We start from the raw sequence: 24,995 nt of genomic DNA, 5'->3' as shown, positions 1-24,995 counted from the left end.
TAATTCTGCTGATATCTCGCAGGCCACGGCTAGCGGGCGCGGCTGTCTCGGTCAGCGCACACGGTGGTGTTCGGTAACCCAGGCCGGCTGCGTGTTGGTGCCCGTGGCCTCTTGCGGAGTCCTCTAACGCCCAAGGAACTACATGGCTTTTGAACCGGGAACGCAGCGGCTAAACCTGCGAGTCACGGCGCGGCGCTGGCGAGCAGTGAGGTCAGAAGAAGTTCGAATGCTCGATCGTCGGGCGGTACTGGGGCGCTGGTGAATCCGTCCTCGTCGGCGGACTCCGTCTGCTGTGCTGCGTTGTGCTTTTGTGCCAATCTCGCGAGAAGTATTGACCCTCGAACGAGTTCCGACACCGCGGAGTACGTGTCGTGGGCTGTCTGCTCGTCGAGACCGGAATCGATCATGTTGGCGATCGCTTTCTGCGTCTCCTGTTCGCCGAGCCGTCGTGCCAGCGGGCTCAGCGCGCCTCGAATGAGGATCAGGTCCGTCAACACCGGGTCGCTGAGGAAGGTCCGGCGCACGCCGCGTGCGTGCGCCTTCAACGACTCGCGCCAATCGTCCGACTCGGTGAACGCCGGTAATCCGCTGCGGCGCAACGCGCGGTCGGTCATGGCGTCGAGAAGCTCTGATTTGTTGCGTACATGCCAGTAGATGCTGGTTACGCCGACGTCCAGCGATTTGGCGACCAGCGGAATGCTGAGCTCCTCGATTGAGGACTCCGCTGCTATCGCGAAGGCTGTCTCCACGATCGCATCTTCAGTCAGCGAGCCTCGCGCTCGTCGGACGGATTGTTGCTGCGGCTTCGAAGCTTGCACCCTCACCTCCTTGCCCGCGGTGTGACGCTCATCGTGTCATGATCGGCAGCTTGGACCACCCCCGCACGCTGGCGGTATGGGCTTTGCTCGCACGCGCGTAATCGACGTCCCACTGCGGCCACCGCTTAAGGATCTCTTCCAGCAAGACCCTGGCCTGCATGCGTGCCAGCGAGGAACCGAGGCAGAAGTGCAGACCCTGCCCGAAGCTGAGGTGTCCACCTCGACGGTGAATGTCGAACTGCTCGCCGTTCGGGAAGTGCGCTTCGTCGCGGTTGGCGGATCCGTTGATTAGCAACATGATTGAGCCCTCTGCGATCAGCTGGCCGAGGCATTCCGTATCGTGGGCGACGTATCGCGCCTGCACCGGCGACGGCGCCTCGTAGCGCAGCACCTCCTCGATGGCACCCGGGATCAGTGCGGGGTCGGCCACAAGCTCGCGGCGCTGGGCCGGGTGATCGGCCAGCAGCTGGCACGCGAAACCGATGAGCCGGGTAGTGGTTTCGTTGCCGGCACCGGCGATCATGCTGGTGTAGGTGAGCACCTCGGTGCGCGTCAGCTTGCGTACTCCACCATCGTCTTCCAGTTCAGCGTTGAGCAGCTGCGTCATCAGGTCGTCGGATGGATGGTCGGCCCGCCAGTCGATGTACTCGGAGAACAACAGATACGACTCCTCGAACGCTTTGTCGGCGACCGCGAACTGACCCTCCTTCAGGTCGATAGCATTGTTCGTGGTGTCGCGGATCAGCTGCTGGCCGTGTTCGGGGATGCCGAGCAGATAACCTATGGTGCGCATCGGGATCAGGGCACCGAGGTCGGCGATGACGTCGAATTGGTTCCGCCCCATCAACGAATCGAGAGCCCGTACACAGAACTCGCGCGTCAACGGTTCGATGACAGCCATCCGGCGCGGGGTGAACACCTTCGACAGCAATCGCCGATGCAGGTCGTGTTGCGGTGGGTCCTCGAACAGGATCACCCCCGGAGGAACCTCGATGCCACTTTTGATGACATCCATGACGGTGCCGCGCCCCGACCGGTAGGTCTGCCAGTTCGGCAGCTCACGAGCGACATCATCCCATCGACTCAGCGCGTAGAAGTCGTGACGCTCGTTGTAGTACAGCGGCACTTCCTCGCGCATCCGCCGCCACACCGGATATGGATCCTCGTCGATGTCGAAGTCAAACGGGTCGTAATACAGGTCAACGATTTCCTGGTTCATCGTGTCAGCGCCGGATCTGACGGGTCACTATCGACGGGCCGGCCAGTGGCGCGCCTAGCAGTCCGGGCGCGGCGTCGATGACCGCGGGGATGGCGTTGATCGCCGCCATCGCCGTCGCGGCGACGCCGGGATTGGTGGAGTCGCCTGGTGCGGGGTCCAGATGTAGGTCGAGGGTCATGTTCGGGTTTCCTTCGATGCGAAACACCATGCCTCCCTTGCCGGGTTGCGCTGGGCGCGGCCAAGAGTCGGGCCACGGAGTCGAGGTCACCGCGGCGAAGTACTGAACCGAGACGACGGGACGCTCGTCGTGCATCGCGGCGAGTTGCCAGCGGTGGCCGCAGATGGTGCCCTTCGGGATCACCCCGAGTGCGGTATCCAGATCGTGCGGAGCCAGGATCGTCTCCCAGTCCAGTGCCACTCGTTGGACGTCCATGCCGAGTGTGTCGGCGATGTAGCGCACGACGGGTTCCCAGTCGTTGTTCACCTTGCCGACAGCGATGCGAATCGGGACGTGGCCGTTGGGCTTTCCGAAGCCCATCGACTCATGCAGCACCTCCCAGATCGGATAGGCCAAGTCGAGGTCGAGGGCGTACTCGTCCATGCGGTAGGTGTCGATCACCCCTGCACCCGCCAGCAGGGCGGTGGGCAGATTGAGACTGACGAAGCCGGGTTCGCACCCGGTGGCGTAGAAGGTCGAGCTACCTTCACGCGCGGCGTTTTCAAGCGGTTCGCGCCAATTGGCCGGTGCCGCCTTCGGATACACCATCGGAATGGCGGAGATGGTGACCACGTTGATGCCGGCTTCCAGGTAGCCGACGATGTCGGCGATCACCTCGTCTTCACGTCGGACGGCGGTCGCGCAGTAGGCGATGCAATCGGGCTTGGCGTCGAGGACTGCCGCCCGATCGTCGGTGGCCGCGATGCCGACATCGGGACGGCCGCACAACGCGCCGGCATCCGTGCCTACCTTCGCCGGCGAGGACACCTTGACCCCGATCAGGTCCAGTGCTGGGTCGTCGATGATTGCGCGCAGCGCAACGCTGCCCGTCATGCCGGTGCCGACGTGAACGACGCGACGCTTCGCGGTGTCAGGAGATGAAGTCACGGGTCTAGCCTCTCAGGGCGCTAAGAGCGGTTGCCAATTCGACAGTTCACAACTTACTGTAGGTGACACCAGTATGTCTTACCAGTAGCCGTTGCAGTAACGGTGCAGACGAGGGGTATGGCACACGTGTCGGAGCGGACCATCGTCATCACTGGGTCCAGCGACGGCGTCGGTGCAGCAGCAGCCCGGCGGTTGGCGGCGGCCGGCGACAACGTCGTCGTCGTCGGTCGCTCCGTGTCGAAGACGAAGGCGCTTGCCGACGAACTCGGAACCGACTATTTCTGTGCGGATTTCTCCGACCTCGCCCAGGTGCGTACGTTGGCCGGGGATCTGCGGCAGCGTTATCGGCGAATCGACGTGCTGGCCAACAATGCCGGAAGTGTCTTTGCGGCGGACGGCCTCACCGTTGACGGGTTCGACAGCGTGCTTCAGGTGAACTACCTTGCGGCGTTCCTACTTACCACCTTGTTGATGGACGTGTTGGTCGCCTCCAAGGCGCGGATCATCTGCACGTCGAGCTCGTCGCAACGATTGGTGCGTCCAGGTGTGTCGGTGGACGACCTGCTCTGCGTGAAGCCGGTGCGCCCGACGGTTGCTTACGGGCGGTCCAAGATCGCGCTCGTTATGTTCACTCGCGAATTGCACCGTCGCTACGGCGGGCTCGGTGTTTCCGCCGCGTCGTTTCACCCCGGCTTCGTCAACAGCAACTTCGGCCCGGCATCGGGTTCACGCCTTCTGAAGGTCATGGAGCGAGCGCACTCCGAACGGCTCGTCGGTATCACCCCGGAGGCAGCGTGTGATCAACTGGTGTGGCTGGCTGCGGACGAGAGTCAAGACTTCGAGCCCGCCGGCGATTACTTCGTGAAACGCCGCGTCGGTCGCGCGCACCGGATCACTTACGACCCTCGCCACAGCGACGAATTGTGGCAGCGGACGGCCACCCTGGTGAACCGATCCTAGGAGTTCCCGCAGATGGTCGACCAGGCGGCAGTAGCTTCGCGGCAGTCCGGATCTCGCGAATCGCTCATGGCGCAACGGGTGTATGGCGAGAACAAGCGCAATGCGGTCGTCGGCGTCGAGAACCGGTGCGGAGATGGTGGCGACCGGGTGCGCGCCGCGGGTGCTGTCGTCCGGCAGCGGGTCCGCAGAGGCGAACTCCACCGCAACTGGTTGATGACGGACCTCAGGTTGGGGGAATCGCGTCTATACCGGGCTTCAGGACTCTAGAACTGGTTGGACTCATTCACTGGAACACGCCAGATTCGCACCCGAGGTTGCACCCCCGCGCTGCACGCCGGACCGCCCAAGAATCCACCAAGGATTCGCCGAGGTCGGCATTCGATCCTTTTTTCACGCAGCTGGATCGCTGGCAGCTGAGAGGAGGAATCGCCATGTCGCTTCTGGGCAACCACATATCTCTGATCCACGGTTGGGTGCCGATCACGGCCCAGATCGTCACGCCGATCATGCTGGGGCTCGCCGCCGGGTGGCGCTCGCGTCGTTGGCGCCTGCTGTGGCTGCCCGCCGCCGCCGTCGCCGGAGTCATGACGGCCCTCGGGGCGCATTCCTGCATCGCCGACGGCGCCAGCAAGTCGGCGCCGGACGCGCTGTACGTGTGGATCGCGCTGCTCGGCATGGCCACGGCGGTGCTGATCCTGGGCTGGCGCGGCGCACGATTGTGGCGACGTGCACTATCGATCCTGGCGGTGCCGCTGTGCCTGCTCTGCTCGCTGCTCGTGCTCAACCAATGGGTCGGCTACTTCCAAACCGTGCAGAGCGCGTGGGAGCAGATCACCTCCGTTCGGCTGCCCAACCAGACCGACAAGGCCGCCGTGATCGCGTTGGCGGCGAAGGGAGCCAAGCCGCCGCACGGCGGCCTGGTGTCGGTGCAGACGCCCGATGACGCGTCGCATTTCAAGCACCGCGAGGAACTCGTCTACCTGCCGCCGGCGTGGTTCGCGAGTTCACCGCCGCCGCAGCTGCCGACGGTGATGATGATCGGCGGCATGGTCAACACGCCCGCCGACTGGGTGCGCGCCGGCAACGCCGTACAGACCGTCGACGCCTTTGCCGCCGCGCACGACGGCAATGCACCGGTGCTGGTGTTCGTGGACCCGAGCGGGGCGTTCGACAACGACACCGAAGGCGTCAACGGAACCCGCGGCAATGCCGCCGACCATCTGACTAAAGACGTTGTGCCCTATATGGTCTCGAACTTCGGCGTCAGCCCCGACCCGTCCCACTGGGGCATCGTCGGCTGGTCAATGGGCGGGACAACCGCAGTGGATCTCACCGTCATGCACCCCGACATGTTCAGCTCGTTCGTCGACATCGAGGGCGACCTGACCCCCAACACCGGAACCAAGGAACAAACCATCGCCGACCTTTTCGACGGCGACGCCGACGCGTGGGCAAAATTCGACCCGACCACAGTGATCAACCGCCACGGTCGCTACACCGGGGTATCCGGCTGGTTCGCCATCTCCTCTGGTGGTCCGCCGACGCCGCATCGCAACATCACGATTGTCGATAGCGCCGCGCTCTCTGTCGCAAGCCGGGGTGCGGCCTCTGACCCGGGCAACCAGGCTGCGGCCGCCGCTTCCCTGTGCCAGCTCGGCCGGGCGAACGGCATCGACTGCGCGGTGGTCGCCCAGCCCGGAAAGCACGACTGGCCGACCGCCGGCACGGTATTCGCCACGGCATTGCCGTGGCTGGCAGGCCAGCTCGGCACTCCGGACGCGGCCCGGATGCCGTTGGCCGGCAATGTCTCTCAGCAAGCCCTCTGACCGCGCTAGCCGCGCGGCAGGCCGAGCACCCGCTGGGCGATGATGTTGCGCTGGATCTCGGAGGTGCCGCCGGCGATGGTCCCGGAGAAGCTGCGGGCGTAGCGCTCGAACCAGCTGGCGAAGTAGTGGTCGAGGTTCATGTGCGCATACGGGCCCGTGAGCCCGGGGTGCACGAGGCCCTCGGATCCCGCGGACGTCAACGCCAGTTCCATGCCGCGCAACTCCGCTTCGGAACCGAGCAGCTTGAGCACCGAGATCGCGGCCACGTCATCTTCGCCGCGCGCGGCGCGGGCCAGGGCCGCCGAACCCAGCAGGCGCAGCGCCTGCCTGTCCATGATCGTGCTGGCGTATTGGTCACGCTCGACCTCGGTGCCGGGATGGAAGTCATCAATCATGTTCTCGAGGCGATCGGCGAAACCCAGCCACATCATGGTGCGCTCGTGGCCCAGCGATCCGTTGGCCACCCGCCAGCCCTGGTCGAGCTCGCCGACCAGGTTCTCGGCCGGCACCCGCACGTCGGTGAAGAACACCTCGTTGAAATCCAGGTCGTCGACGCCGCAGATCGACGGAAACGGCCGGCGCACCAGGCCCGGGATGTCGGTGGGGATGACGAGCGCGCTGATTCCCTTGTGCTTCGGCGCATCTGGATTGGTACGGACGAACGTCAGCAGGACGTCAGCGTCGTGGGCACCCGAGGTCCACACCTTCTGACCATTGACCACGAAGTGATCGCCGTCGAGTACCGCGCGGGTCCGCAGCGACGCCAGGTCGGAACCGGCACTGGGTTCGCTCATCCCGAGTGACGCGGTGATCTCGGCCCGCAGGATCGGGACCGCCCAGCGCCGCTTCTGTTCGTCGCTGCCGAACGACAACAGCGACGCCCCAACGATGTTCACGCCCTGCGGGTTGAAGCTGTGGTAGATCCGGCGGCGGCTGAGTTCCTCGAGGTAGACGAACTGCTGAATGACCGTCGCGTTGCGGCCGCCGAATTCCGGTGGCTGGCTGGGCAGCAGCCAGCCGTTGTCGAACAACAGCCGCTGCCAGGCGCGTGCCCACTGCGGCATGTGCGAGACCGACCGGGGCCGCTCGAGCGTTTCGCTTGCGGGGGGCAGGTTTTCGTCGAGGAACGCCGAGAACTCCGCCCGGAACTCCTCGACGTCGGAATCAAAAGTCAGCTGCACGGTATTCCTCCGCGATCCGCGCCCGGTGCTCCGCCGCGCCACCGAGCATCAGCTCACCCGCTTTGGCTCGTTTCAGCGCGAACTGCAGGTCGTTCTCCCACGTGAATCCCATTGCGCCATGGAGCTGCAGGCCGTGCCGGAACACCAGCGACTGGCACTCCCCCGCCGATGCCTTGGCCATCGCGGCCGCCAGCCGGCGGCGGGGATCGTCGGCCGCGATCGTCAGCGCGGCGAAGTATGCGAGGGCGCGGGCGCGTTCCACCGCGACGTGCATGTCGGCGGCCTTGTGCTGGACGGCCTGGAAGGAGCCGATCGCCACGCCGAACTGCTGACGGCTTTTGACGTGCTCGAGCACCAGGTCGAGGATGCGTTGGCAGGCGCCGACCATCGTGATGGCCATGCCGGTCAGCGCAAGGTGATGCGCGCGCTCGGCGTTGACGGTCAGCCGCTCGCTGTCGGGTACCCGAACCCCCGCGAACGACAGGTCGGCGACGTGCAGCACCGGGTCGAACACCGCCGAGCGCCGGGCCGACACCTGACTGGATTCAACGAGGAACACCCCCGCATCGGTCACCACGGCCAGCCGATCCGCGCGATCGCCGTCGAGCACGTGACGGGCCGTGCCGTCCAGCACCCAGCCCTCGGCGTCGCGGTGCGCCGCGACCCCGCCGTAGACCGCGGTGCCCGATTGGTGTGGGTCGAAGCGGTCGCCGGCGAGCGGCGCGAACTGGCTCATCGTCGCCAGGAACGGGGTGGGATCGGTGGCGCGACCGAGCTCCTCGAGCACGATGGCCAGCTCGACGGCGCTGTCCGCATCGCTGAGCTCGGTCCAGCCCTGGTCTACATACGATTTCCACAGCGGGCTCGGGTCGACGCCCTCTTCCGCCACGCTGCGCACCAGCGACGGCGGGCACTGCTTCGCGACGGCGTCGCGCACGGTGTCCTGCCACAGTCGCTGATCAGCATCGAACTCCAACAGCATCCGCGCCGCCTCTCGTCGTCACTGTCAGGCGAGAATAACATTCTCGGTTGCGGAAGTAATAATCTCCCAATCCGGGCATGGGGTCACCGTAAGGGCGGTGACGAGCGGAATTCCTACAGCGACCTAACCGCTGGTCACGAGGCCGTCGGCGGCGTTGTCCCAGCGGTCGAGGTTCACGAACTCGGCAAGCGGGCGGCGGCGCAGCGGCCCGTGATTGCCCTTCGGCCACCCGACCACGATGTGACCGGCGACCATCCAGCCCTCCGGTATGCCGACGGCTTGCCTCAGCAGCTGTTCACCGCCATACGAGGCCCAGCTGGTCAGGCAGGCGCCGAGCCCCTGGGCGCGCGCGGCCAGCAGGAAGTTCTGCATGGCGGGAAAAATCGAACCGCCGAGCAGCAGTTCCGACGCGGTCGGGTAGTGCGCCTGGACGAACAGCACCGAGGTGAATTCACCGGCGCGGTCGTGCAATTCGTACGTTGCACGGTAGGTGCGGGCGCGGCGGCTGTTGTCGTCGGCGGCCGGCCGGCTCATGCCGTAGACCGGCTCGATCACTTCCAGAGCGTGGGCCGCGGCCTTGGCCACCACGGCCCGCTGCTCGGGCGAGCGTAGCACCACGAAACGCCAGCCTTGCGCGTTCGCGCCCGAGGGCGCCCACCTGGCCGCCTCAAGGCAACGCGCCAGAGTCGCATCGTCCACCGGTTCGTCGGTAAAGCGCCGGATCGTTCGGGCCGTCGACATCACTTCCCAGATGTCCGCGCTTGCTCCGGTCACTGCTTCTCCTCTACTCCTGCTCCCTCACGCAACCTAGCGCGCAGCGCGGCCGCAGCGTCATACGCCGGCCCGGGCGATGTCGTCGTCGCCCATCCAATGCACGAACCGCTGCAACGGATACATCGCATCGTGCGGGCTACCGAGCACGTGCGCGTTCGCCGTTCCCAGCCGGCACAGACGTTGGGCCCCCGCGCTCGCCAGCCGATCCCGCAGCTGCGCCTTGCGTTCGTACGGGTACACACCGATGGTTTGAGTGGCGACGTTGACATAGCGGACCGCGTCATCGAGCGACGGGACCATGACAACATTCGATGTCTTGTTGGTGGGCTGAAATTCGACGGGCCGATCCGAAAGGATCACCAGGCCGCGCCCGTCGAAGCCGCCCCAGACCTTGAGATCGCCCATGGCCTCCATCACCTGGATCTCGTCGCGCACCTCCGAGGTCAGTGGCGGGCCCACCGCCGAGGCGAAATCGCGGTCCACGGCCAGCCGCTGCGCCAGCGCTGCGCACAACGATTCGACCTGGGGCCGTTCACCTTCCACGAACGCGAAGCGGCTCGCCAGGCAGGCCTCCTGGTTGAACACCGTGGTGTCGGTCGCCAGGCGATCCGCGACATCGGCGACGCGGTCGTCGGACTCGAACACCTCGCGCCCGATCATCGAGATGGAGGACTTTGGGTCGAAGGAGATCAGTTGGATCCCCGGGCCCAGGTACTGGATCACGTTGTTGATCGCCTCACCGCCTCCCCAGGCGACGATCTTGTCGAAGTACTGCGGCCGGTAGAGCGTGCGCTCGATGGTGGTGTCGCCGCCCTGCCAGTAGACCGCCGACATCGACTGCACGACGGGGTGATTCGGATCTATCTCGGCCATGGTCCGCAGCACCGCCACCGTGGTGAAGGGGTCACTCGAGGGCAGCTTGAACACGTTGACGGCCTTGACCAGGGCACCCTGCGCGATCGAGGCGACGCAGCCCGACGGGGCATTGCCCGCCAGCATGTGGATCATTCGGGACGGGAAGGCGCGTACCGCCCCCTTGTTGCCGTGAATGTCGACGCGCTCGACCCACCCGTCCAGCGCCTCGCGATCGGCGAAGTTCGAATCGATCATGCTGTTCAGCAGCGGCCTGGTCAGGTACATCGGGGCTTGGCGATAGAGATTCTCCACCACGCGCCGCGGCAACGGATTCGTGGCCGCGATCAGTTCCAGGCATTGCTGCAGGTGCGGGTTGCGATCCAACTGCAGGCGCTCACCGGTTTCCGCCAGGAAGTCGACGATCTCGGCGAGCTTGACGTCCAGCAGCGGTGGCAGCTGCGACCGCGGCATGACGAGTGCATCGAGATCGATTGCGGGAGTGACGAAGTCGGCGCCCAGATCGCGCGACCGGTGACGGTCTCCTTCCCCCTCGACCAATACGCCCTGGACGAAATGTGGCGCCGCCAATGTGGTCATGCGACGCCCCGGACATAGGCGTCGATGCTGCCGGCGCAGGTGATCTTGTCACCGCCGGGCAGGTCGGCGTACCGCGTGATCTCGCGGCCCACCGTCGGCCCCTGGTGGCCGCAGCGACATTTGCCGAAGCTGACACTGACCCGGTCCCCGCTGATCACGCCGCCCCAGCGGCCCTCGATCGACGCGTCGAAAAAAGCTGCCCTGGCCTCGATCTCGCCGTCAGCCGGATCCAGTAATTGCTCGCCGGCAGTATCCAGCGGCAGCATGATCACCCAGGGCGAAACGTGATACCGCCCCGCAGAGCACAGCGGGAAGGTCGCGTTGATCTCACGCATGCTGTACGCGTGATACAGCCGGTCCTCGGTGACGTTGAACGTCTCCAAGACGTATTCGCGGTAATTGTCCGGCAGCACAGCACCTTTGAGGCCGCCGGCGGCCATCATGGCATTGCCGGGATTGAAATCGTCACCGCCGTGCCCTTTGGCGCGAATGCCTTCCGCGATCTGATACAAGGTGGCGAACATGCCGGTGGCCAGCAGGGGCACGGCGCGGGCCTCGATCACCGCGTCGACGGCTTTCTTGGCCGAAGCCTCCATGTCGGCGCCGCGTTGCGCCGCGATGCGTTCGAAGTCCGCGATCTCGCTCGGGCGTGCGGTGCCGTCGGCCAGTTTGCGCCGCAACGTGATCATGTCGACCATCGACCCGACGGTGATCGGCTCGCCGTCGCCGAACTGGTAGGGCGGATATCGCGACGAAAAGCAATCGACCATCGCCTGGCGGATCGCATCTTCACGAGGAGCGGCGAATTGCGGGCCCAGGCCCAGGAATTTGCGGTCCTCACCGCGGGTGAGGCCGGTGGCCCACAGCAGCGCCTCGCTGTTGATCCGCGCCGAGAGTTCGATATCGCCCTCGGTGCACGACAGCATCGCGGGTTTGCCGGTGGTGCCACTCGAACACGACAGGTAATGGCCGACGGTCTCCAGCCGTTTCAGCCAGTCATCGAGCGTCTGCACCCCGCCGGTGTCGAGGCCGTCGACGTCACGGGTGGAGACGGTGGCCAACCACTTGCCCATCCGGTCCCACTGGCCGTCGTTGAGCCAGCCTTCGGCGTACGTCTTGTAAGTGGTGTGGGCGAAAAGCAACGGCACCAGGTCGGCGGGTTGCTTGATGCGCTCGACCCCGCCCGATTCCGCGCGGTTGGCCAACAGCGGAATGCGTTGCGACTGGGCCTCGAGACGCTCGTTGGCCGCTTGCAACTGCAGCGGCAGCAGTTCCGCGGGCTCGATGTCGAAGCAATCCTTCGCTCCGACCATTGTCACTAGACGCTCTACTGCAGAAGTCATCCGGCGCTCCTTGGGTTGACACCACCTGCAGTTAAGTAAACACCATCGTATATTAATGTTCCAGGGCCGCTGCCGAATTCGCACAGGTTCCGTTGCTTACCTTGCCAATTCGAGAGACGCCGACTCAGGCGCGGCGCAGTATGGCGCGCAGGAAGAGGTCGACGGCGTGCTGTAGGTGGTGCTCGTCCTCCTCACGACTGCGATAGATTCCGCAGTCGGCCAACCGCGCCGGCAAGTGCTCGACCAGCGCGATGAAGTGGCCGGCGGCCAACTCGAGATCATCGATCTCGATGGCCCCCGCCTCTTGGTGGCGACGGAGCAGGTCCATCACCTGCCGGTGGCGCGGGGACCAGGTCATGGAGTGCGCACTGACGGCGAATTCAGGAAACCGTGCCGATTCGTTCATCGCGATGCGCTTCAGGCGCACGATGTCGGGATCGATCGCGCGCTCGAGACCGGCCCGACCGACCTCGACCAGGGCGGTCCGCAGATCATCCTGGTCCACATCGTGCGTCTCTTCACGTTCCGTCCTGCGGGTGAGCGCCCAGGGAATGACATCGAGGAAAACCGCGCGCTTGTCGGGATAGCGCGCATAGAGGGTGCGCCGAGTGATGCCGGCCGCCTTGGCGATCGCGTCCATGCTGGTGCCGTCGTAGCCGTGCTTGACGAACGTCGCCACGGCCGCCTTGCGCAACTTCTGTTGCAGCTTCTTGGCTTCGGCGTGCGTCGGGCGTCCACGCCGGGTTGTCGTGACCACGGAAATATACATTAACGTGTAGATACCCGTCGGCGCGACGAAAGAGGTCAGGGCCACCGTGACCACCACGCAGTCCTTCATCAACGGCGAATCGGTGTCCTCGCCAGACGTGTACGACAACATCGATCCGGCCACCGGTCGATCCCTGGGACCGGTAGCGCGCGGCGGCAGTGACGAAGTGGATCGCGCCGTCCGGGCAGCGCGAGCGGCGTCGAAGCGCTGGCCGGAGACATCACCGGAGACCCGGGCAATCCTGCTGACACGGATCGCCGATGTCATCGACGAGAACCGCGAGCGATTGGCCCGAATAGAGTGCGAGGACACCGGAAAGCCGCTGAGCCAGGCGCGCACCGATGCCGCCGTGGCCGCGCGGTACTTCCGGTTCTACGGCCACGCCATCGACTCCTACTACGGCCAAACCATCCCGCTCTCAACGGATCTGCACGTGTACACCCGACGCGAGCCGTTCGGGGTGACCGGCCACATCATCGCCTGGAACTACCCGATGCAACTGCTCGCCCGCGCGGTTGCTCCCGCCATCGCGGTGGGTAACTGCGCGGTGGTCAAGCCCGCCGACGAAACCCCCAGAACGGCAGTGGAATTCGCTGCTCTGGCGGTGCAGGCCGGCCTGCCGCAGGGCGTGTTCAATGTGGTGACCGGCATCGGCGCCGAAGCCGGGGCGGCGCTAACCGCCCATCCCGATGTCGACCACCTCGGCTTTGTCGGATCGACTCAGATCGGATCGATAGTCGCTCACGCCGCCGCCGACCGCGTGGTCCCCACGACGCTCGAACTGGGCGGCAAGTCCCCACAAATCGTCTTTCCCGACGCGGATCTGGCTCGCGCCGCGGAGTCGATCACGAAGGCGATTCTGCAAAACGCCGGACAGACATGCTCGGCGGGATCGCGTCTGCTGGTGCACGACGCGATTCACGACACCCTGGTCGACATGGTCCGACAACGTTTGACGTCGACCACAATTGGGCCCGGGATCGAGGACCACGACCTCGGACCGCTGATCTCCCGAAAGCAGCAGCTCCGGGTCCAAACCATGCTCGCCGACAACGACGAAGGCGAAATCCTCTGCGGCGGAGAGCCTCCACGTGACGCGAGGCTGACCGACGGCGCCTACTTCTGCCCCACCATCATCGACGGAGCTGACCCCGCATCGCCGATCGCCCAAGAAGAGATCTTCGGTCCCGTGCTGACGGTCCACCGATTCCGCACCGAAGAGCAGGCGATCGAGTTGGCCAACGGCACACCCTACGGCCTGCTCGGCGCCGTATGGACCACCGACCTTTCCCGCGCGCACCGGCTGGCGGCCCAGGTCCGCGCGGGCCAGGTCTATGTGAACACCTACGGCGCGGGCGGCGGCGTGGAATTGCCGTTCGGCGGCTTCCAGAAGTCCGGCTATGGCCGCGAGAAGGGGTATGAAGCCCTCGACACGTTCAGCGCCACCAAGACCGTCATCGTTCGGCTCTGAAGGAGGAAAACATTGGATCGCGAAACCTACCAGCGGGGGCTCCGAATCCGCTCCGAGGTGCTGGGTGAGGAGTATGTCAACCGCGCGCTGGCCGACGCGGACGACTTCACCGGGCCCCTGCAAGACCTCGTCACCGAATATTGCTGGGGTGCCGTCTGGGGCCGCGACGAACTCCCGCGACAGACCCGCAGCATGCTCAACCTGGCGATGATCGCGGTGCTCAACCGGCCCAACGAATTACGCACCCACGTCAAGGCGGCACTGACCAACGGCGTCACCCGTGAGGAAATCCGCGAGGTCTTCCTGCAGGTGGCCATCTACGCCGGCGTGCCGGCCGCCGTCGACAGCTTTCGCATCGCCAATGAGGCGTTCGCCGAACTGGACCGGGGCTAGGGGCGCAACGTGGACATCGGGTTCATCGGGCTGGGAAACATGGGCTTTCCCATGGCATGTCGCCTCATTGATGAAAAGCATGACGTCGTCGCCTTCGACACGCGCGACGAGGCCCTCGAGCGCGTCGTCGCCCTGGGGGCACGCCCGGCGTCATCGCCCAAAGAGGTCGCCGATCGCGCCGACACGGTGATGGCCAGCCTGCCCACACCCGGCGCGTCACTCGCGGTGGCCACCGGTCCGGCTGGAGTGATCGAAGGCGCGCGGGTGAAGCGCTATGTCGACTTGTCCACTGTCGGCAGCCAAATGGCGGCGCAGATCCACGGCCTGCTTGCCCAGCGCAACATCGTGGCGATGGACAGCCCGGTCAGCGGCGGTGTCGGCGGGGCTGAGAAGGGGACCCTGGCGCTGATGGTGTCCGGCCCGCGCCACGAATTCGACGCCGTTCGAACCGCGCTCGAAGCACTGGGCCGGCCGGTGTATGTCGGCGACAAGCCCGGCTCGGCGCAGACGATGAAGCTGGCGAACAACATTCTGGCGGCAAACGTCTTGACCGCAACCGCGGAAGTCGTCGTGATGGGCGTAAAAGCCGGCCTGGATCCCGGCGTGATGATCGAGGTGCTCAATGCGGGATCGGGTGCGACGAGCGCGAGCCGCGACAAGTTCCCCCGCGCGATCCTGCCGCGCACCTTCGACTACGGCTTTGCCACGGGCCTGATGCTCAAAGATGTGCGCCTTTATCTCGACGAAGCCAGAGCGCTTGGTGTGCCCGCCGAGGTTGCCGAGACCGTCGGCCGGCTGTGGGAGGCGCTCGCCCGCGCCGAAGGGCCCGACTCCGATTTCACGACGGTGATCAAACCGTTCGAGCGGGCCGCCGGCGTCACGGTGGGTGGGTCTTCGGAGTAGCCCCTCGGGAGCCGGCCTTCGTGGTGACGAACGGCGCGGATCGCATCCGTCCGCCAACCCGGAGAATGGTATTATCCGGAATGAAGAACCCGACTTGCCCAAAGGATCGTAAAACGCCCGCTACCAGGGATGATGATTAAACGAAATGCTTACCGGAAACCCATTGATGGACCGCTGAAGAAAATGTTAGATTGGCTATCATATGACCTCGCACGGCCGGCTTTGGCCGCCGGAGCCGAAGGGTGGCTCTCGTGATCAAGCACGCTGACGGAACCAGCACACCGTTGATCGACGCGAGCGTGCACATCTTCTTCCCTTCCAACAAGGCGCTCCGGAAGACCCTGCGCGAACCGTTCAAGAGCCGCGGGTTCCCCGACTACGAGATGGACTGGTACGGCGCCCCCGGCGGTGAGTACGCGCCCAACACCGAGGGGCCGGACCGCCAGTATCCGGGTTCGGATCCGAATTTTGTTGCCAATGAACTGTTTTCGAAGCGTGGCGTCGATGTTGCGGTCCTGCATCCGATGGCGCGCGGCATCATGCCGGACCGGCACCTGGGCAGCGCGCTACACGCCGCGCACAACGAGATGATGGTGTCGAACTGGCTGGAGTCCAGCGAGTTCGGCGAGCGATTCCGCGGCACCATCCGGGTCAACCCCGACGACATCCCCGGCGCGCTGCGCGAGATCGAGAGATGGCGCGCGCATCCGCGGGTGGTCCAGATCGGCGTGCCGCTGCAGTCCCGCGATCTCTACGGAAAGCCGCAGTTCTGGCCCATTTGGGAGGCCGCCGTCGACGCCGGGCTTCCCGTCGCCGCACACATCGAGGTCGGCTCGGGTATTGCGTTTCCGCCGACGCCGAACGGGAACACCCGTACCTACGAGCAGTACGTCAGCTTCATGGCGCTGAACTACCTGTATCACCAGATGAACATGATCGCCGAGGGAGTTTTCGAGCGGTTCGACGGCCTCAAGTTCGTGTGGGGCGATGGCGCCGCCGACTTCATCACGCCGTTCATCTGGCGGATGGACACGTTCGGCCGGCCGCACCTGGAGCAGACACCATGGGCCCCGCGGATTCCCAGCGACTACCTGCCCGGTCACGTGTATTTCGTTCAGGGCAGCCTCGACGGCCCCGGCGACGTCGAGTTCGCCGGTGAATGGTTCGGCTTCACCGGTAAAGACGACATGGTGATGTTCGGCTCGAGCTATCCACACTGGCAGTGCGGTGATGTCACGAAGTTGCCCAGCGCGCTGTCCGCCGAGCAGCGCGAGAAGCTGTGCTGGCGCAACGCGGCGCAGCTCTACGGCATAGACATTCCCGCCGGCGTGGGCGCAGAGTAGAAGTATCGCGAAAGACTGAGGAGAGCCAGATGACGTTGACCCATTCGCAGGAGCGGGTTCCCGCTACCGAGCGCATAGCCGTCCGCTGCGTCGACTCGGATGTCCACCCGGCGCCCAAGCGCGGAGAGCTACTCCCATACATCCCCGAGCCGTGGCGCAGCAAGTACTTCCTCACTCGCTCCGTTGGCGAGCAGATCTACTACGACGCCCCGGACTACGCACACTCCTACGCCATGCGCGTGGACTCCTTCCCCGCCAACGGCGAGTTCCCGTGCAGTGACCCGGATTTGGCGTTCCGCCAGCTGATCATGGAGGCCGGCTCCGACATCGCGATCCTGGAACCCGCGGCCTACCCGGCACGCATTGCTGAAGCGCAGCATGCGATGTCGGCCGCGCTGAACGACTGGCAGGCCAATCACTGGCTGGACAGCCACAACAACTGGCACGAACGGTGGCGCGGGTCGATCTGCATCGCCATCGAGGAACCGGAAGAGTCGGTGCGCGAGATCGAACGCTGGGCCGGACACCCCTTCATGGCGCAGATTCTGATCAAGGCCGAGCCGCGGCCGTCCTGGGGTCACCCGAAGTACGACCCGATCTGGGCGGCCGCCACCAAGAACGACATCACCGTGAGCTGCCACCTGTCACGCAGCCAGTTCGATGAGCTGCCGATCCCGCCGGTCGGGTTCCCCAGCTACAACCACGACTTCATGGTGACCTACTCCCTGCTGGCGGCCAACCAGGTGATGAGCCTGATCTTCGACGGTGTCTTCGACCGCTTCCCGACGCTGCGGATCGTCTTCGTCGAGCACGCGTTCAGCTGGATCCTGCCGCTGATGTGGCGCATGGACGCGATCTACGACGCCCGCAAGTCGTGGCTCGACATCAAGCGCAAGCCGTCCGAATACGTCAAGGACCACATCAAGTTCACCACCCAGCCCCTGGACTACCCGGAGGACAAGACCGAACTGACCCGCGCGCTGGAATGGATGGAGTGCGAGAAGATCCTGCTCTTCTCCTCGGACTACCCGCACTGGACGTTCGATGACCCGCGCTGGCTGGTCAAGCACCTGCCCAAGCACGCCCGCGACGCGGTCATGTACAAGAACGGCATCGCGACCTATCACCTGCCCGAGACCGTTCCGGTCCTCGAGGGTCAGACCCGGGTGCTCTGAGTTGACGGAGGAAACCAAGCGGCCCGAGCCACGTCTCGCCCAGGGCCGCGAGCATGTGGTCGCAACGGTAGACGAAATCCCGCCGGGCACACACAAATTGGTACCGATTGGACGGCACGGCGTCGGCGTCTACAACGTCAACGGCACCTTCTACGCCATCGCGAACTATTGCCCGCACCAAGGCGGCCCGCTGTGTTCGGGACGAGCCCGGGGACGCACGATCGTCGACGAGACCGCGCCGGGTGACTCCGTCATGGTGCGCGACCTGGAATACATCTATTGCCCCTGGCACCAATGGGGTTTCGAGCTGGCGACGGGCACCACCGCGGTCAAGCCCGAATGGAGTATCCGTACCTATCCGGTGCGCGTCGTCGGCAACGACGTGTTGGTTCAGGCCTAACTACAGGAGAATCGGGTGCCTTCTATCGAGATCAACGGGGGAAACGTCGTCTACGAAATCCTCGGTGACTCCGGCGATCTCATTGCCCTGACGCCGGGTGGCCGGTTCAGCAAGGAGATCCCCGGCCTGCGTCCGCTGGCCGATGCCCTGGCCGCCGGTGGCTACCGGGTGCTGCTGTGGGACCGGCCCAACTGTGGCGCCTCCGATGTGCAGTTCTACGGGCAGAGCGAATCGCACATGCGCGCCGAGACGCTGCACAAGCTGGTGACCGGCCTGGGCTTCGAGCGCTGCATTCTGGCCGGAGGTTCCGGCGGGGCAAGGGATTCCATGCTGACCACGATGCTCTACCCCGAGATGGTCACCAAGCTCGTGGTGTGGAACATCGTCGGTGGCACCTACGGCACCTTCGTGCTCGGCTCCTTCTACATCATTCCCAGCATCCTCGCGGTACGCGGCACCGGCATGGACGGCGTGGTGAAGGTGGCCGAATGGCGCGAGCGCATCGAGGAGAACCCGAACAACAAGCAGCGGTTCCTCGACTTCGACTCCGGCGAGTTCCTCAAGCTGATGCTGCGCTGGCTCAACGCCTTCGTCTCCAAGCCGGGGCAGACGATTCCGGGTGTCGAGGACGAGATGTTCGACCGGATCAAGGTCCCCACGTTGATCATTCGCGGGGGCGAGAACGACATGGACCACCCGAAGCGGACGTCGCTGGAAGTCAGCTGCCTGATCAAGGGATCAAAGCTCGTCGATCCGCCGTGGCCCGAGGACGCCTGGGAGCGCGCGTCCGAAGACCGTGCCGCGGGCCGGGTACAACACTTCAACATGTTCGACACCTGGGTGCAGGCGGCACCCGCGATCCTCGAGTTCCTGGGCTCGTAATGGCGCTACACGGTGCGAATGTGGACCTCACAGTTGAGCGACGCCTCCAGCGCCGTGTGTACCCGGCTCTCGGGAATGCGTTCGAGGTCGGACTCCCGCAGCGTCACCTGGACGATGTCGAATCCATCATCGCCGGGCGTGCGCTCGATGTCACCGGTCAACCCGAACGCGGACAGCACCCCGTGCGCGTCGTCGTCGGTGCCCCGGCTGACAAACGTGATCACGCCCGGAGCGGGAGCACCACCGAACGCCCTGGCGCACAATCCGATCGCCGTGTCTTTGGCCGTGTCGCCGTCTTCGGCCGCAATGAGCAGTTCGACTTCGCGGCGGATTGCGGGCATGGACACGAGGTCGTTCTCGACCACGTCCACACCGGCCGTGGCCGCGAGTTCGAGGAGAGCCGCCATGCCGTCACGTAGCTGTGCGGACGTGAGCACGCTGTCCGAGTCGACGTTCACACGCACCACGGCAGTTCGCATGTGCGCAAGCCTAACCAACACGATGGCAGGCCAGCTTTGAACACCACCGAGTCCACAAGCATCACCACCGCGACCTTCCCCGGATGCACGCCGCGGCTGCTGAGTGAGCACACCGGCCAGGCCCGGGAAGATCTGGCGACCTATCGGAAGCTCGGCGGCTACCGCCCGCTTGCCAACCCCGACGAATTCCTGAGCGAAATCGATTCCAGTGGCCTGGTCGGGCGCGGCGGTGCGGCGTTTCCACTCGCGGTGAAACTGCGGACGGTGCGCGACAACGGACGCTCGCTCGGCGTTCCCGTCGTCGTCGCGAATGGCGAAGAGGGAGAACCGGCTTCGGTCAAGGACCGCTGGCTGCTGCGCAAGCGTCCTCACCTGGTCCTGGACGGGTTGCGGCTCGCCGCGACGATCGTTGCCGCTGACCGCGCCTACATCTACGTGTCCGACCCGGAATCGGCACACAGCGTCGAATCCGCGCTCGGCGAACTGGATCCCGACGCGCTGGGTGTCACGATCGAGATGCTCACCGTGCAGCCGGGATACGTCGCCGGCGAGGAGACCGCCGCGGTTCGGGCGATCAACGGCGGCCCGGCCAAGCCGACGGACAAACCGCCGCGTCCCTTCGAAGTGGGAGTCGACGACCGGCCCACCTTGGTGAGCAATGTCGAGACTTTGGCGAACCTGCCCTACCTGCAGGGCCACGGCTCGGCTGATTACCGGTCGCAAGGCACGACGTTGTCGCCCGGCACCTTCCTGGCCACCATCACCGGGGCCGGTAAGCCGCCGGTGCTCTACGAACTCCCTCTCGGCTTGGCGTTCACCGAATTGCTTACCTTGCATGGTGTTTCAGCCGACCAGGTCCGCGGTGCGCTGATGGGCGGCTACTTCGCCGGTCTGCTCAACCGCTCCGTGTTGGAAACGACCCTGGACCACGAGACGATGCGACGTGTCGGCAGCGGTTTGGGCTGCGGCGCGATTTCGGTCATCACCGACGACTGCCCCGTTGCGGTGGCGGCATCGGTGCTCGCGTACTTCGACCGCGAAAACGCCGGGCAATGCGGATCGTGCTTCAACGGAACGGCGGCGATGGCCGCGGCCGCCGGGGCGCTGCGCGACGGCGCCGCGACGGCAGAGGACGTCGAACGGTTGCGCCGTTGGTCGGTGCTGCTGCGTGGACGCGGCGCATGCGCCACGTTGGATGCGGCCACCAACATTGCCGCCAGCCTGCTCGATCAGTTCCCGGACGAAGTCGGTACGCATCTCGACGGCACGTGTCCGGACTGCACACCCGGCGCGTTCCGCGCGGACCGTCCCTACGAGGCGGAACCTGTGAGGCAAGCATGAAGATCCGGCTGGACCGCACCGTTTGCGACGGCTTCGGCATCTGCGCCAAGCACGCTCCGGGATATTTCTCGCTGGACGACTGGGGGTACGCATCCCTCATCGGGGACGGCACGGTGGCCGAGCCGGATCGCGACGCGGTCATGCGGGCGCTGCTCGACTGTCCCGTGCATGCCATCACCGAAATCGGCCAGCGCACCTCGCGAGCTTCTCAGCCGCCACTCGCCGACACCGAGGATCCGGCCGAGCACCTCAAAACCGAAGAGAACGAGGCAGAGTGGGGATTCACGCGCTGACCGGTCCTCTCCCGGAAAAGTCATGCCATGCAACTCACCTTTGACAGCGACGTAGAGGCGTTCCGCGCGGAGTTCGTCAACTTCCTCGCCGAACACCTGCCGACGCAGGCTCAAGCCGCGGAGCGTCCTTCGTCGACCTCGCACGTGCCCGAATGGTCGCGCCGCTGGCAGCGGCTCCAGTTCGAGCACGGGTGGCTACTGCCGGGCAACCCACCGGAATTCGGCGGCCGCAACGCAAACATCCTGCAGCAGTTCGTGCATCGCGAGGAGCTGTCACGGCGCCGGATCTATCACTGCTTCAATCCCCAAGGCGTCGGCATCATCGCGGCGTCGCTGTTGTCCTTCGGCACCGAGGAGCAGAAGCGACGTTGGGCCGTACCGATCCTGCGAGCCGACAAGACCGCGTCGCTGGGAATGAGCGAACCCGGAGCCGGCTCCGACCTCGCCGGGCTGCGCACGAAGGCGGAGCTGGTCGGCGATGAGTTCGTGGTCAACGGGCAGAAGGTATGGACTTCCGGCGCCCATGACGCCGACGTCATCCTGACCTTCGTTCGCACGGACCCAAACGCTCCCCGCCACAAGGGAATCAGCGCGCTGCTGATCCCGACCGACACTCCCGGGGTGCTGCGTCGCCCCTTCCCCTCGGTCTATGACTCCGATGAGCTGGACTTCAACGAGGTGTTCTTCAACGACGTCCGGGTGCCCGCGGACAACCTGGTCGGCCCGCTCAATGGCGGGTGGCAGGTCGCCAACGGCTCGCTCGGCCACGAGCGCACCCTGATGTGGATGGCCTTCGCGAACCGGCTCGAGCAACTGCTCGAGGACTACCGGCCCGCCGATGAGGTGAACGCGGACCACTACGGCACCATCGTGATGGACTACTACGCGTTGCGGCTGCTCGGGTCGGCCGCGCTGGGCCGAGCGGCCCGCGGTGAAGTCGATGTAGCCGCGTTGTCCGTGCTGAAGGTGTTCGGTTCGGAGGCCGAGCAGAGCGCGCTGCGGCACGCACTGGACGCGGCCGGGGTCGACGGATTACCCGACAAAATGCTGACCGCCCCGTACAACCCTTACGCGCCCGATCTTTTCACCGCCAGCTGGTTCGCGCGCTACATCAGCAGCTACGCGGGCACCATCGCGGGCGGCACGTCGGAGATTCAGCGCAACATCATTGCCCAGCGTGTCCTCGGACTGCCGTCACGCTGATCAAAGAGCCGGACACAGCGACGACAAGAACTGCTGGGTTCGACGGCGCGATTCGGCCCGTGCGGTTGCGTCCTTGCCCAACGGCACGATTCGCACCGCCAGGTCGGTGACGCCCGCGTCCCGATAGCGGCGCAACCGATCCAGGACGGCCGTCTCGTCGCCGGCCGCCATGGTGTCGCCGACGTCTTCGGCGTCACCGTGCTGCAGCAGCCGCACGTAGTTCGGCGAGAAATCGGCGTGCCCCAACACCTCGCTGGCGTAGGCGCGAGCATCCTCGATCTCACCGTCCGAGCAGAGCGCTACGGGAACGCCGGCAACGATCCGCGGCGCGGCCCGCCCGGCCCGGTCGGCCGCCGCAGCGATGCGCGGAACGACGTGGTCTCCGATTGCCCGCTCGTCCGCCATCCAGAGGATGGTGCCACCGGCCCGCTCGCCGGCGAGTTGCAGCATTGTCGGCCCGAGCGCCGATAACAGCACCGGCATCTCGAACGCATCCGTGACATCGACCGGCGAATGGACGCAATAGTTTTCGTTGTCGACGTCGACAGTCCCCGGTCCCGCAAAGGACGCGTCGAGCACGGCGAGATAGTCGCGTATCAACCGCGCCGGGCGATCATAGGGCAAGCCCAGTTGCGAGTTGACGATCCAGTGATGCGAGGGCCCGATGCCGAGCGTGAACCGCCCGCCGCACGCCACCTGGGTGGTCAAGGCTTGCTGCGCCATGATCATCGGGTGGCGAGTCTGAATCGGAACGACGGCCGTTCCGATCTCGATGCGACCGGTGGCCTGCCCGAGCAGGGCCACGGCGGTCATGGCGTCGAGGTAGCCGGGGACCTGCGGCATCCAAAACGCGGTGAATCCGTCGCCTTCGGCCGCGACACCGTCGTCTATCAGCCCGGCAAGCCGATCAGCGCGCGAGCGCTCCTTGTCGGAGCCAACCATCAAGTCGATGCGCACGCGACCCCTCCCCTATGGCACATACCGATCCCACTCGTATGGAACGACCGCGAAAAATGGTGCGGCGAAAAGCGGTTCGATGTCCGACTCGGCCCAGCGGGCCTTGAGCACCGGTCTCAGCCGTTCGGCGGTGGCTATGGGATCGTCATCGAGGAAGCAGTAGGTGATCGTCTGGTTCTCTCGGGCACTGGCCAGGCTGGCGTCGACCCGGCGCGACAACGCGGACCAGACACCGGCGACACCGTCGACCTCCACCAGCGGGTCCGGCGATGCCGATCCCCGCTCGACCAACACGAACGCGCCCCGCACGGGCAGCCAGGGCAGGACGTCCGACCCGACCCTGGCGCGCGGCGCGGCCGCCTTGCGTTGCACCTCGTACACGCCGCGCTCGACCGGTGGCAGCAGCGGGAGTTTGCGGCCGGCATTGCCCAATGCCGTTGACAGCTCATTGAAATCCTGCAGTCCGGCCGTGTCGGTGAAGAAGTACGTCATCACGTGGTCGACCGCGTCCAAGGGCCCCCCGCTGAGCGCGCGTGCGGCGCGGCAGGCCGGCGTGGACACCAGGCGCAACGACGCGCGCACCGCGGCCAGCCGGTGTTGCTCCGGGCGGTGGTCCAGGCTGTGCCAGCGTAGGTACTCGGCGTCCTTCCCGTCGGGGTGCCGGAGCGCCATGGAGACGAACAACGTGGCGATCTCGCCAGCCCCGGTGGCGAGAATCTCGGTGACCTCGTCCGATGGCGTGCCGGGAAGATGCATAGCGTCAGTCCTCAGGATCTCGTCGAATCATGTTTGGGCAGCGTGATTTCGGGATGGCGGGTCGCGACCATGCGCCGGAAGCCCTCGCGCCAGGACACCTTGGTGCGCCCGAGCACGTCGTGCATGTGGGTGACGTCCGGCCACAGCGGCGTGTGCGCCTCGGGCGTGTACTCGAAGATCGGTTCGACACCCACCAGTTCACCCATGAACGCGCAGTACTCTTCGACGCTGACCGTTTCGCTGCCGGCCCAGTTCACCACGACCGGCGGTACCGCGGCGACTTCCATCGCGCGGATGCCCAGCTCCACGTAGTCGTCTTCATAGATGGGGTTGTAATTGTTGGGCTTGTCGGGATGCAGCCGAATAGGCTTGCCCGCCAACATCGCATCGAGGCGGTCGCTGGGCGCACCGCCCTGGGGGCCGTACGTCGAACAGATCCTGATGATGGTGAGCGGAACCTGGTAGCGCTTGGCGACCCAGGTACACACCGCTTCCGCGGCAACCTTGGAGAAGCTGTAGTTCGCCCGCAGCGGCGCCCCCGGCGGATCTGCCTCGGTCAGCGGTCGCTGACCCTGGTAGGCGTAGATCGAGCCGGTGGAGCAGAAGACGAAACCCTTTGCGGCGCGGCAGTGGTGGAGCAATTCGCCCGAGTTTTGAGCGTTCGTTTCAACGCAGCGGTTCCAGTCGTCGGTGCCCGGGTCTACGGCCGCATGAAAGACGTAGGTGAAATCGTCCGGGAGGGCTGAGAAGTCGCCGGCGCTGATATCCAGCGCCACGGGCTTGATCCCGGCGTCCGCTAGTTTTTGCCGGGCCGCGGGATCTTTCAGGCGCGCAGCGCCCCACACCTCGTTTCCCGCCGCCGCCAGGGCACGCGCGATCGGGAACGCGATCTTGCCCGTCGCACCGGTGATCAGGATCTTCTCTGCGTCGAGCAACCAGCCCTCCGAATGTTAAGTACTTGATACCGCGC

At 65.5% G+C, this 24,995-nt stretch carries 25 protein-coding genes; 12 read left to right on the top strand and 13 right to left on the bottom strand.

Features of this window, described 5'->3' with window-relative positions; all coding sequences use genetic code 11:
* Positions 1-182 precede the first annotated feature (182 nt).
* The 3 genes from A5760_RS16625 to A5760_RS16615 form a co-directional block, all read right to left on the bottom strand.
* Positions 183-749: a TetR family transcriptional regulator gene (locus tag A5760_RS16625; protein WP_064882612.1), complete on the bottom strand. Its 567-nt coding sequence runs from the start codon at positions 747-749 to the stop codon at positions 183-185.
* A 97-nt stretch (positions 750-846) separates the two neighbouring features.
* Positions 847-2,037 carry a cytochrome P450 gene (locus tag A5760_RS16620; protein ID WP_064882610.1) on the bottom strand — a complete coding sequence of 397 codons (1,191 nt, stop codon included), beginning with the start codon at positions 2,035-2,037 and terminating at the stop codon, positions 847-849.
* A gap of 4 nt (positions 2,038-2,041) precedes the next feature.
* Positions 2,042-2,959, bottom strand: coding sequence for a hypothetical protein (locus A5760_RS16615; RefSeq protein ID WP_064882835.1), 918 nt, complete (start codon positions 2,957-2,959; stop codon positions 2,042-2,044).
* A gap of 309 nt (positions 2,960-3,268) precedes the next feature.
* Between A5760_RS16615 and A5760_RS16610 the strand changes: the two genes are divergently transcribed.
* Positions 3,269-4,102 (top strand): SDR family NAD(P)-dependent oxidoreductase, encoded by an 834-nt coding sequence (locus tag A5760_RS16610; RefSeq protein ID WP_064882833.1) that lies wholly within the window; start codon positions 3,269-3,271, stop codon positions 4,100-4,102.
* Between the two features lie 431 nt (positions 4,103-4,533).
* On the top strand, positions 4,534-5,928 hold the full coding sequence (locus tag A5760_RS16605; RefSeq protein WP_064882608.1) for an alpha/beta hydrolase: 1,395 nt from the start codon (positions 4,534-4,536) through the stop codon (positions 5,926-5,928).
* 5 nt (positions 5,929-5,933) lie between these two features.
* On the opposite strand, the gene A5760_RS16600 is transcribed toward A5760_RS16605, so the two are convergent.
* The 6 genes from A5760_RS16600 to A5760_RS16575 form a co-directional block, all read right to left on the bottom strand.
* A complete protein-coding gene (locus A5760_RS16600) occupies positions 5,934-7,109 on the bottom strand; it encodes an acyl-CoA dehydrogenase family protein (RefSeq protein ID WP_064882606.1) in 1,176 nt (391 codons plus the stop codon).
* Positions 7,093-8,091 (bottom strand): acyl-CoA dehydrogenase family protein, encoded by a 999-nt coding sequence (locus A5760_RS16595; protein WP_064882604.1) that lies wholly within the window; start codon positions 8,089-8,091, stop codon positions 7,093-7,095. The genes A5760_RS16600 and A5760_RS16595 overlap by 17 nt, the downstream gene beginning before the upstream one ends.
* 123 nt (positions 8,092-8,214) lie before the next feature.
* Positions 8,215-8,832 (bottom strand): nitroreductase family protein, encoded by a 618-nt coding sequence (locus tag A5760_RS16590; protein WP_064882602.1) that lies wholly within the window; start codon positions 8,830-8,832, stop codon positions 8,215-8,217.
* A 90-nt stretch (positions 8,833-8,922) separates the two neighbouring features.
* The gene (locus tag A5760_RS16585) at positions 8,923-10,317 is read right to left on the bottom strand and encodes an acyl-CoA reductase (protein ID WP_064882601.1); all 1,395 of its coding nucleotides are present in this window, start codon (positions 10,315-10,317) and stop codon (positions 8,923-8,925) included.
* On the bottom strand, positions 10,314-11,660 hold the full coding sequence (locus tag A5760_RS16580) for a hypothetical protein (protein ID WP_064882598.1): 1,347 nt from the start codon (positions 11,658-11,660) through the stop codon (positions 10,314-10,316). Before A5760_RS16580 ends, A5760_RS16585 begins: the two co-directional genes overlap by 4 nt.
* A 124-nt stretch (positions 11,661-11,784) precedes the next feature.
* The gene (locus tag A5760_RS16575; protein ID WP_064882831.1) at positions 11,785-12,429 is read right to left on the bottom strand and encodes a TetR/AcrR family transcriptional regulator; all 645 of its coding nucleotides are present in this window, start codon (positions 12,427-12,429) and stop codon (positions 11,785-11,787) included.
* A gap of 46 nt (positions 12,430-12,475) precedes the next feature.
* Between A5760_RS16575 and A5760_RS16570 the strand changes: the two genes are divergently transcribed.
* The 7 genes from A5760_RS16570 to A5760_RS16540 all read left to right on the top strand — a co-directional run bounded on the left by A5760_RS16570 (position 12,476) and on the right by A5760_RS16540 (position 18,996).
* Complete coding sequence (locus A5760_RS16570) at positions 12,476-13,900, top strand: aldehyde dehydrogenase family protein (protein ID WP_064882596.1); 1,425 nt, start codon at positions 12,476-12,478, stop codon at positions 13,898-13,900.
* Positions 13,901-13,912: 12 nt separating this feature from the next.
* Positions 13,913-14,293, top strand: coding sequence for a carboxymuconolactone decarboxylase family protein (locus tag A5760_RS16565; RefSeq protein WP_064882594.1), 381 nt, complete (start codon positions 13,913-13,915; stop codon positions 14,291-14,293).
* A gap of 9 nt (positions 14,294-14,302) precedes the next feature.
* Entirely contained in the window at positions 14,303-15,196 is an 894-nt protein-coding gene (locus A5760_RS16560) for an NAD(P)-dependent oxidoreductase (protein ID WP_064882592.1), read from the top strand.
* A gap of 251 nt (positions 15,197-15,447) precedes the next feature.
* On the top strand, positions 15,448-16,539 hold the full coding sequence (locus A5760_RS16555) for an amidohydrolase family protein (protein ID WP_064882589.1): 1,092 nt from the start codon (positions 15,448-15,450) through the stop codon (positions 16,537-16,539).
* Between the two features lie 29 nt (positions 16,540-16,568).
* The gene (locus tag A5760_RS16550) at positions 16,569-17,714 is read left to right on the top strand and encodes an amidohydrolase family protein (RefSeq protein WP_064882587.1); all 1,146 of its coding nucleotides are present in this window, start codon (positions 16,569-16,571) and stop codon (positions 17,712-17,714) included.
* A gap of 1 nt (position 17,715) precedes the next feature.
* Complete coding sequence (locus A5760_RS16545; RefSeq protein ID WP_064882584.1) at positions 17,716-18,114, top strand: Rieske (2Fe-2S) protein; 399 nt, start codon at positions 17,716-17,718, stop codon at positions 18,112-18,114.
* Between the two features lie 15 nt (positions 18,115-18,129).
* Positions 18,130-18,996 carry an alpha/beta fold hydrolase gene (locus tag A5760_RS16540; protein ID WP_064882578.1) on the top strand — a complete coding sequence of 289 codons (867 nt, stop codon included), beginning with the start codon at positions 18,130-18,132 and terminating at the stop codon, positions 18,994-18,996.
* Positions 18,997-19,001: 5 nt separating this feature from the next.
* Here A5760_RS16540 and A5760_RS16535 read toward each other — a convergent pair whose 3' ends face one another.
* Positions 19,002-19,475: a hypothetical protein gene (locus A5760_RS16535; protein WP_064882576.1), complete on the bottom strand. Its 474-nt coding sequence runs from the start codon at positions 19,473-19,475 to the stop codon at positions 19,002-19,004.
* A gap of 36 nt (positions 19,476-19,511) precedes the next feature.
* On the opposite strand from A5760_RS16535, the gene A5760_RS16530 reads away from it, so the two are divergent.
* The 3 genes from A5760_RS16530 to A5760_RS16520 are packed head-to-tail and all read left to right on the top strand — an operon-like array spanning position 19,512 to position 22,312.
* Positions 19,512-20,816, top strand: a complete 1,305-nt coding sequence (locus tag A5760_RS16530) for an NADH-ubiquinone oxidoreductase-F iron-sulfur binding region domain-containing protein (RefSeq protein WP_064882574.1) — start codon at positions 19,512-19,514, stop codon at positions 20,814-20,816.
* Complete coding sequence (locus tag A5760_RS16525; RefSeq protein ID WP_064882572.1) at positions 20,813-21,109, top strand: ferredoxin; 297 nt, start codon at positions 20,813-20,815, stop codon at positions 21,107-21,109. Before A5760_RS16530 ends, A5760_RS16525 begins: the two co-directional genes overlap by 4 nt.
* A gap of 27 nt (positions 21,110-21,136) precedes the next feature.
* Positions 21,137-22,312 carry an acyl-CoA dehydrogenase family protein gene (locus tag A5760_RS16520; protein WP_064882570.1) on the top strand — a complete coding sequence of 392 codons (1,176 nt, stop codon included), beginning with the start codon at positions 21,137-21,139 and terminating at the stop codon, positions 22,310-22,312.
* Here A5760_RS16520 and A5760_RS16515 read toward each other — a convergent pair whose 3' ends face one another.
* The 3 genes from A5760_RS16515 to A5760_RS16505 are packed head-to-tail and all read right to left on the bottom strand — an operon-like array spanning position 22,313 to position 24,960.
* Complete coding sequence (locus A5760_RS16515; RefSeq protein ID WP_064882568.1) at positions 22,313-23,269, bottom strand: TIGR03564 family F420-dependent LLM class oxidoreductase; 957 nt, start codon at positions 23,267-23,269, stop codon at positions 22,313-22,315.
* Between the two features lie 12 nt (positions 23,270-23,281).
* On the bottom strand, positions 23,282-24,025 hold the full coding sequence (locus A5760_RS16510) for a hypothetical protein (RefSeq protein WP_064882566.1): 744 nt from the start codon (positions 24,023-24,025) through the stop codon (positions 23,282-23,284).
* Between the two features lie 11 nt (positions 24,026-24,036).
* Positions 24,037-24,960 carry an NAD-dependent epimerase/dehydratase family protein gene (locus A5760_RS16505; RefSeq protein ID WP_064882564.1) on the bottom strand — a complete coding sequence of 308 codons (924 nt, stop codon included), beginning with the start codon at positions 24,958-24,960 and terminating at the stop codon, positions 24,037-24,039.
* Positions 24,961-24,995 lie beyond the last annotated feature (35 nt).

The sequence above is a fragment of the Mycobacterium colombiense genome, from assembly GCF_001665835.1.
GTDB classification, from domain to species: Bacteria; Actinomycetota; Actinomycetes; order Mycobacteriales; family Mycobacteriaceae; genus Mycobacterium; species Mycobacterium colombiense_A.
This window is presented reverse-complemented; position numbering and strand designations above follow the sequence as displayed.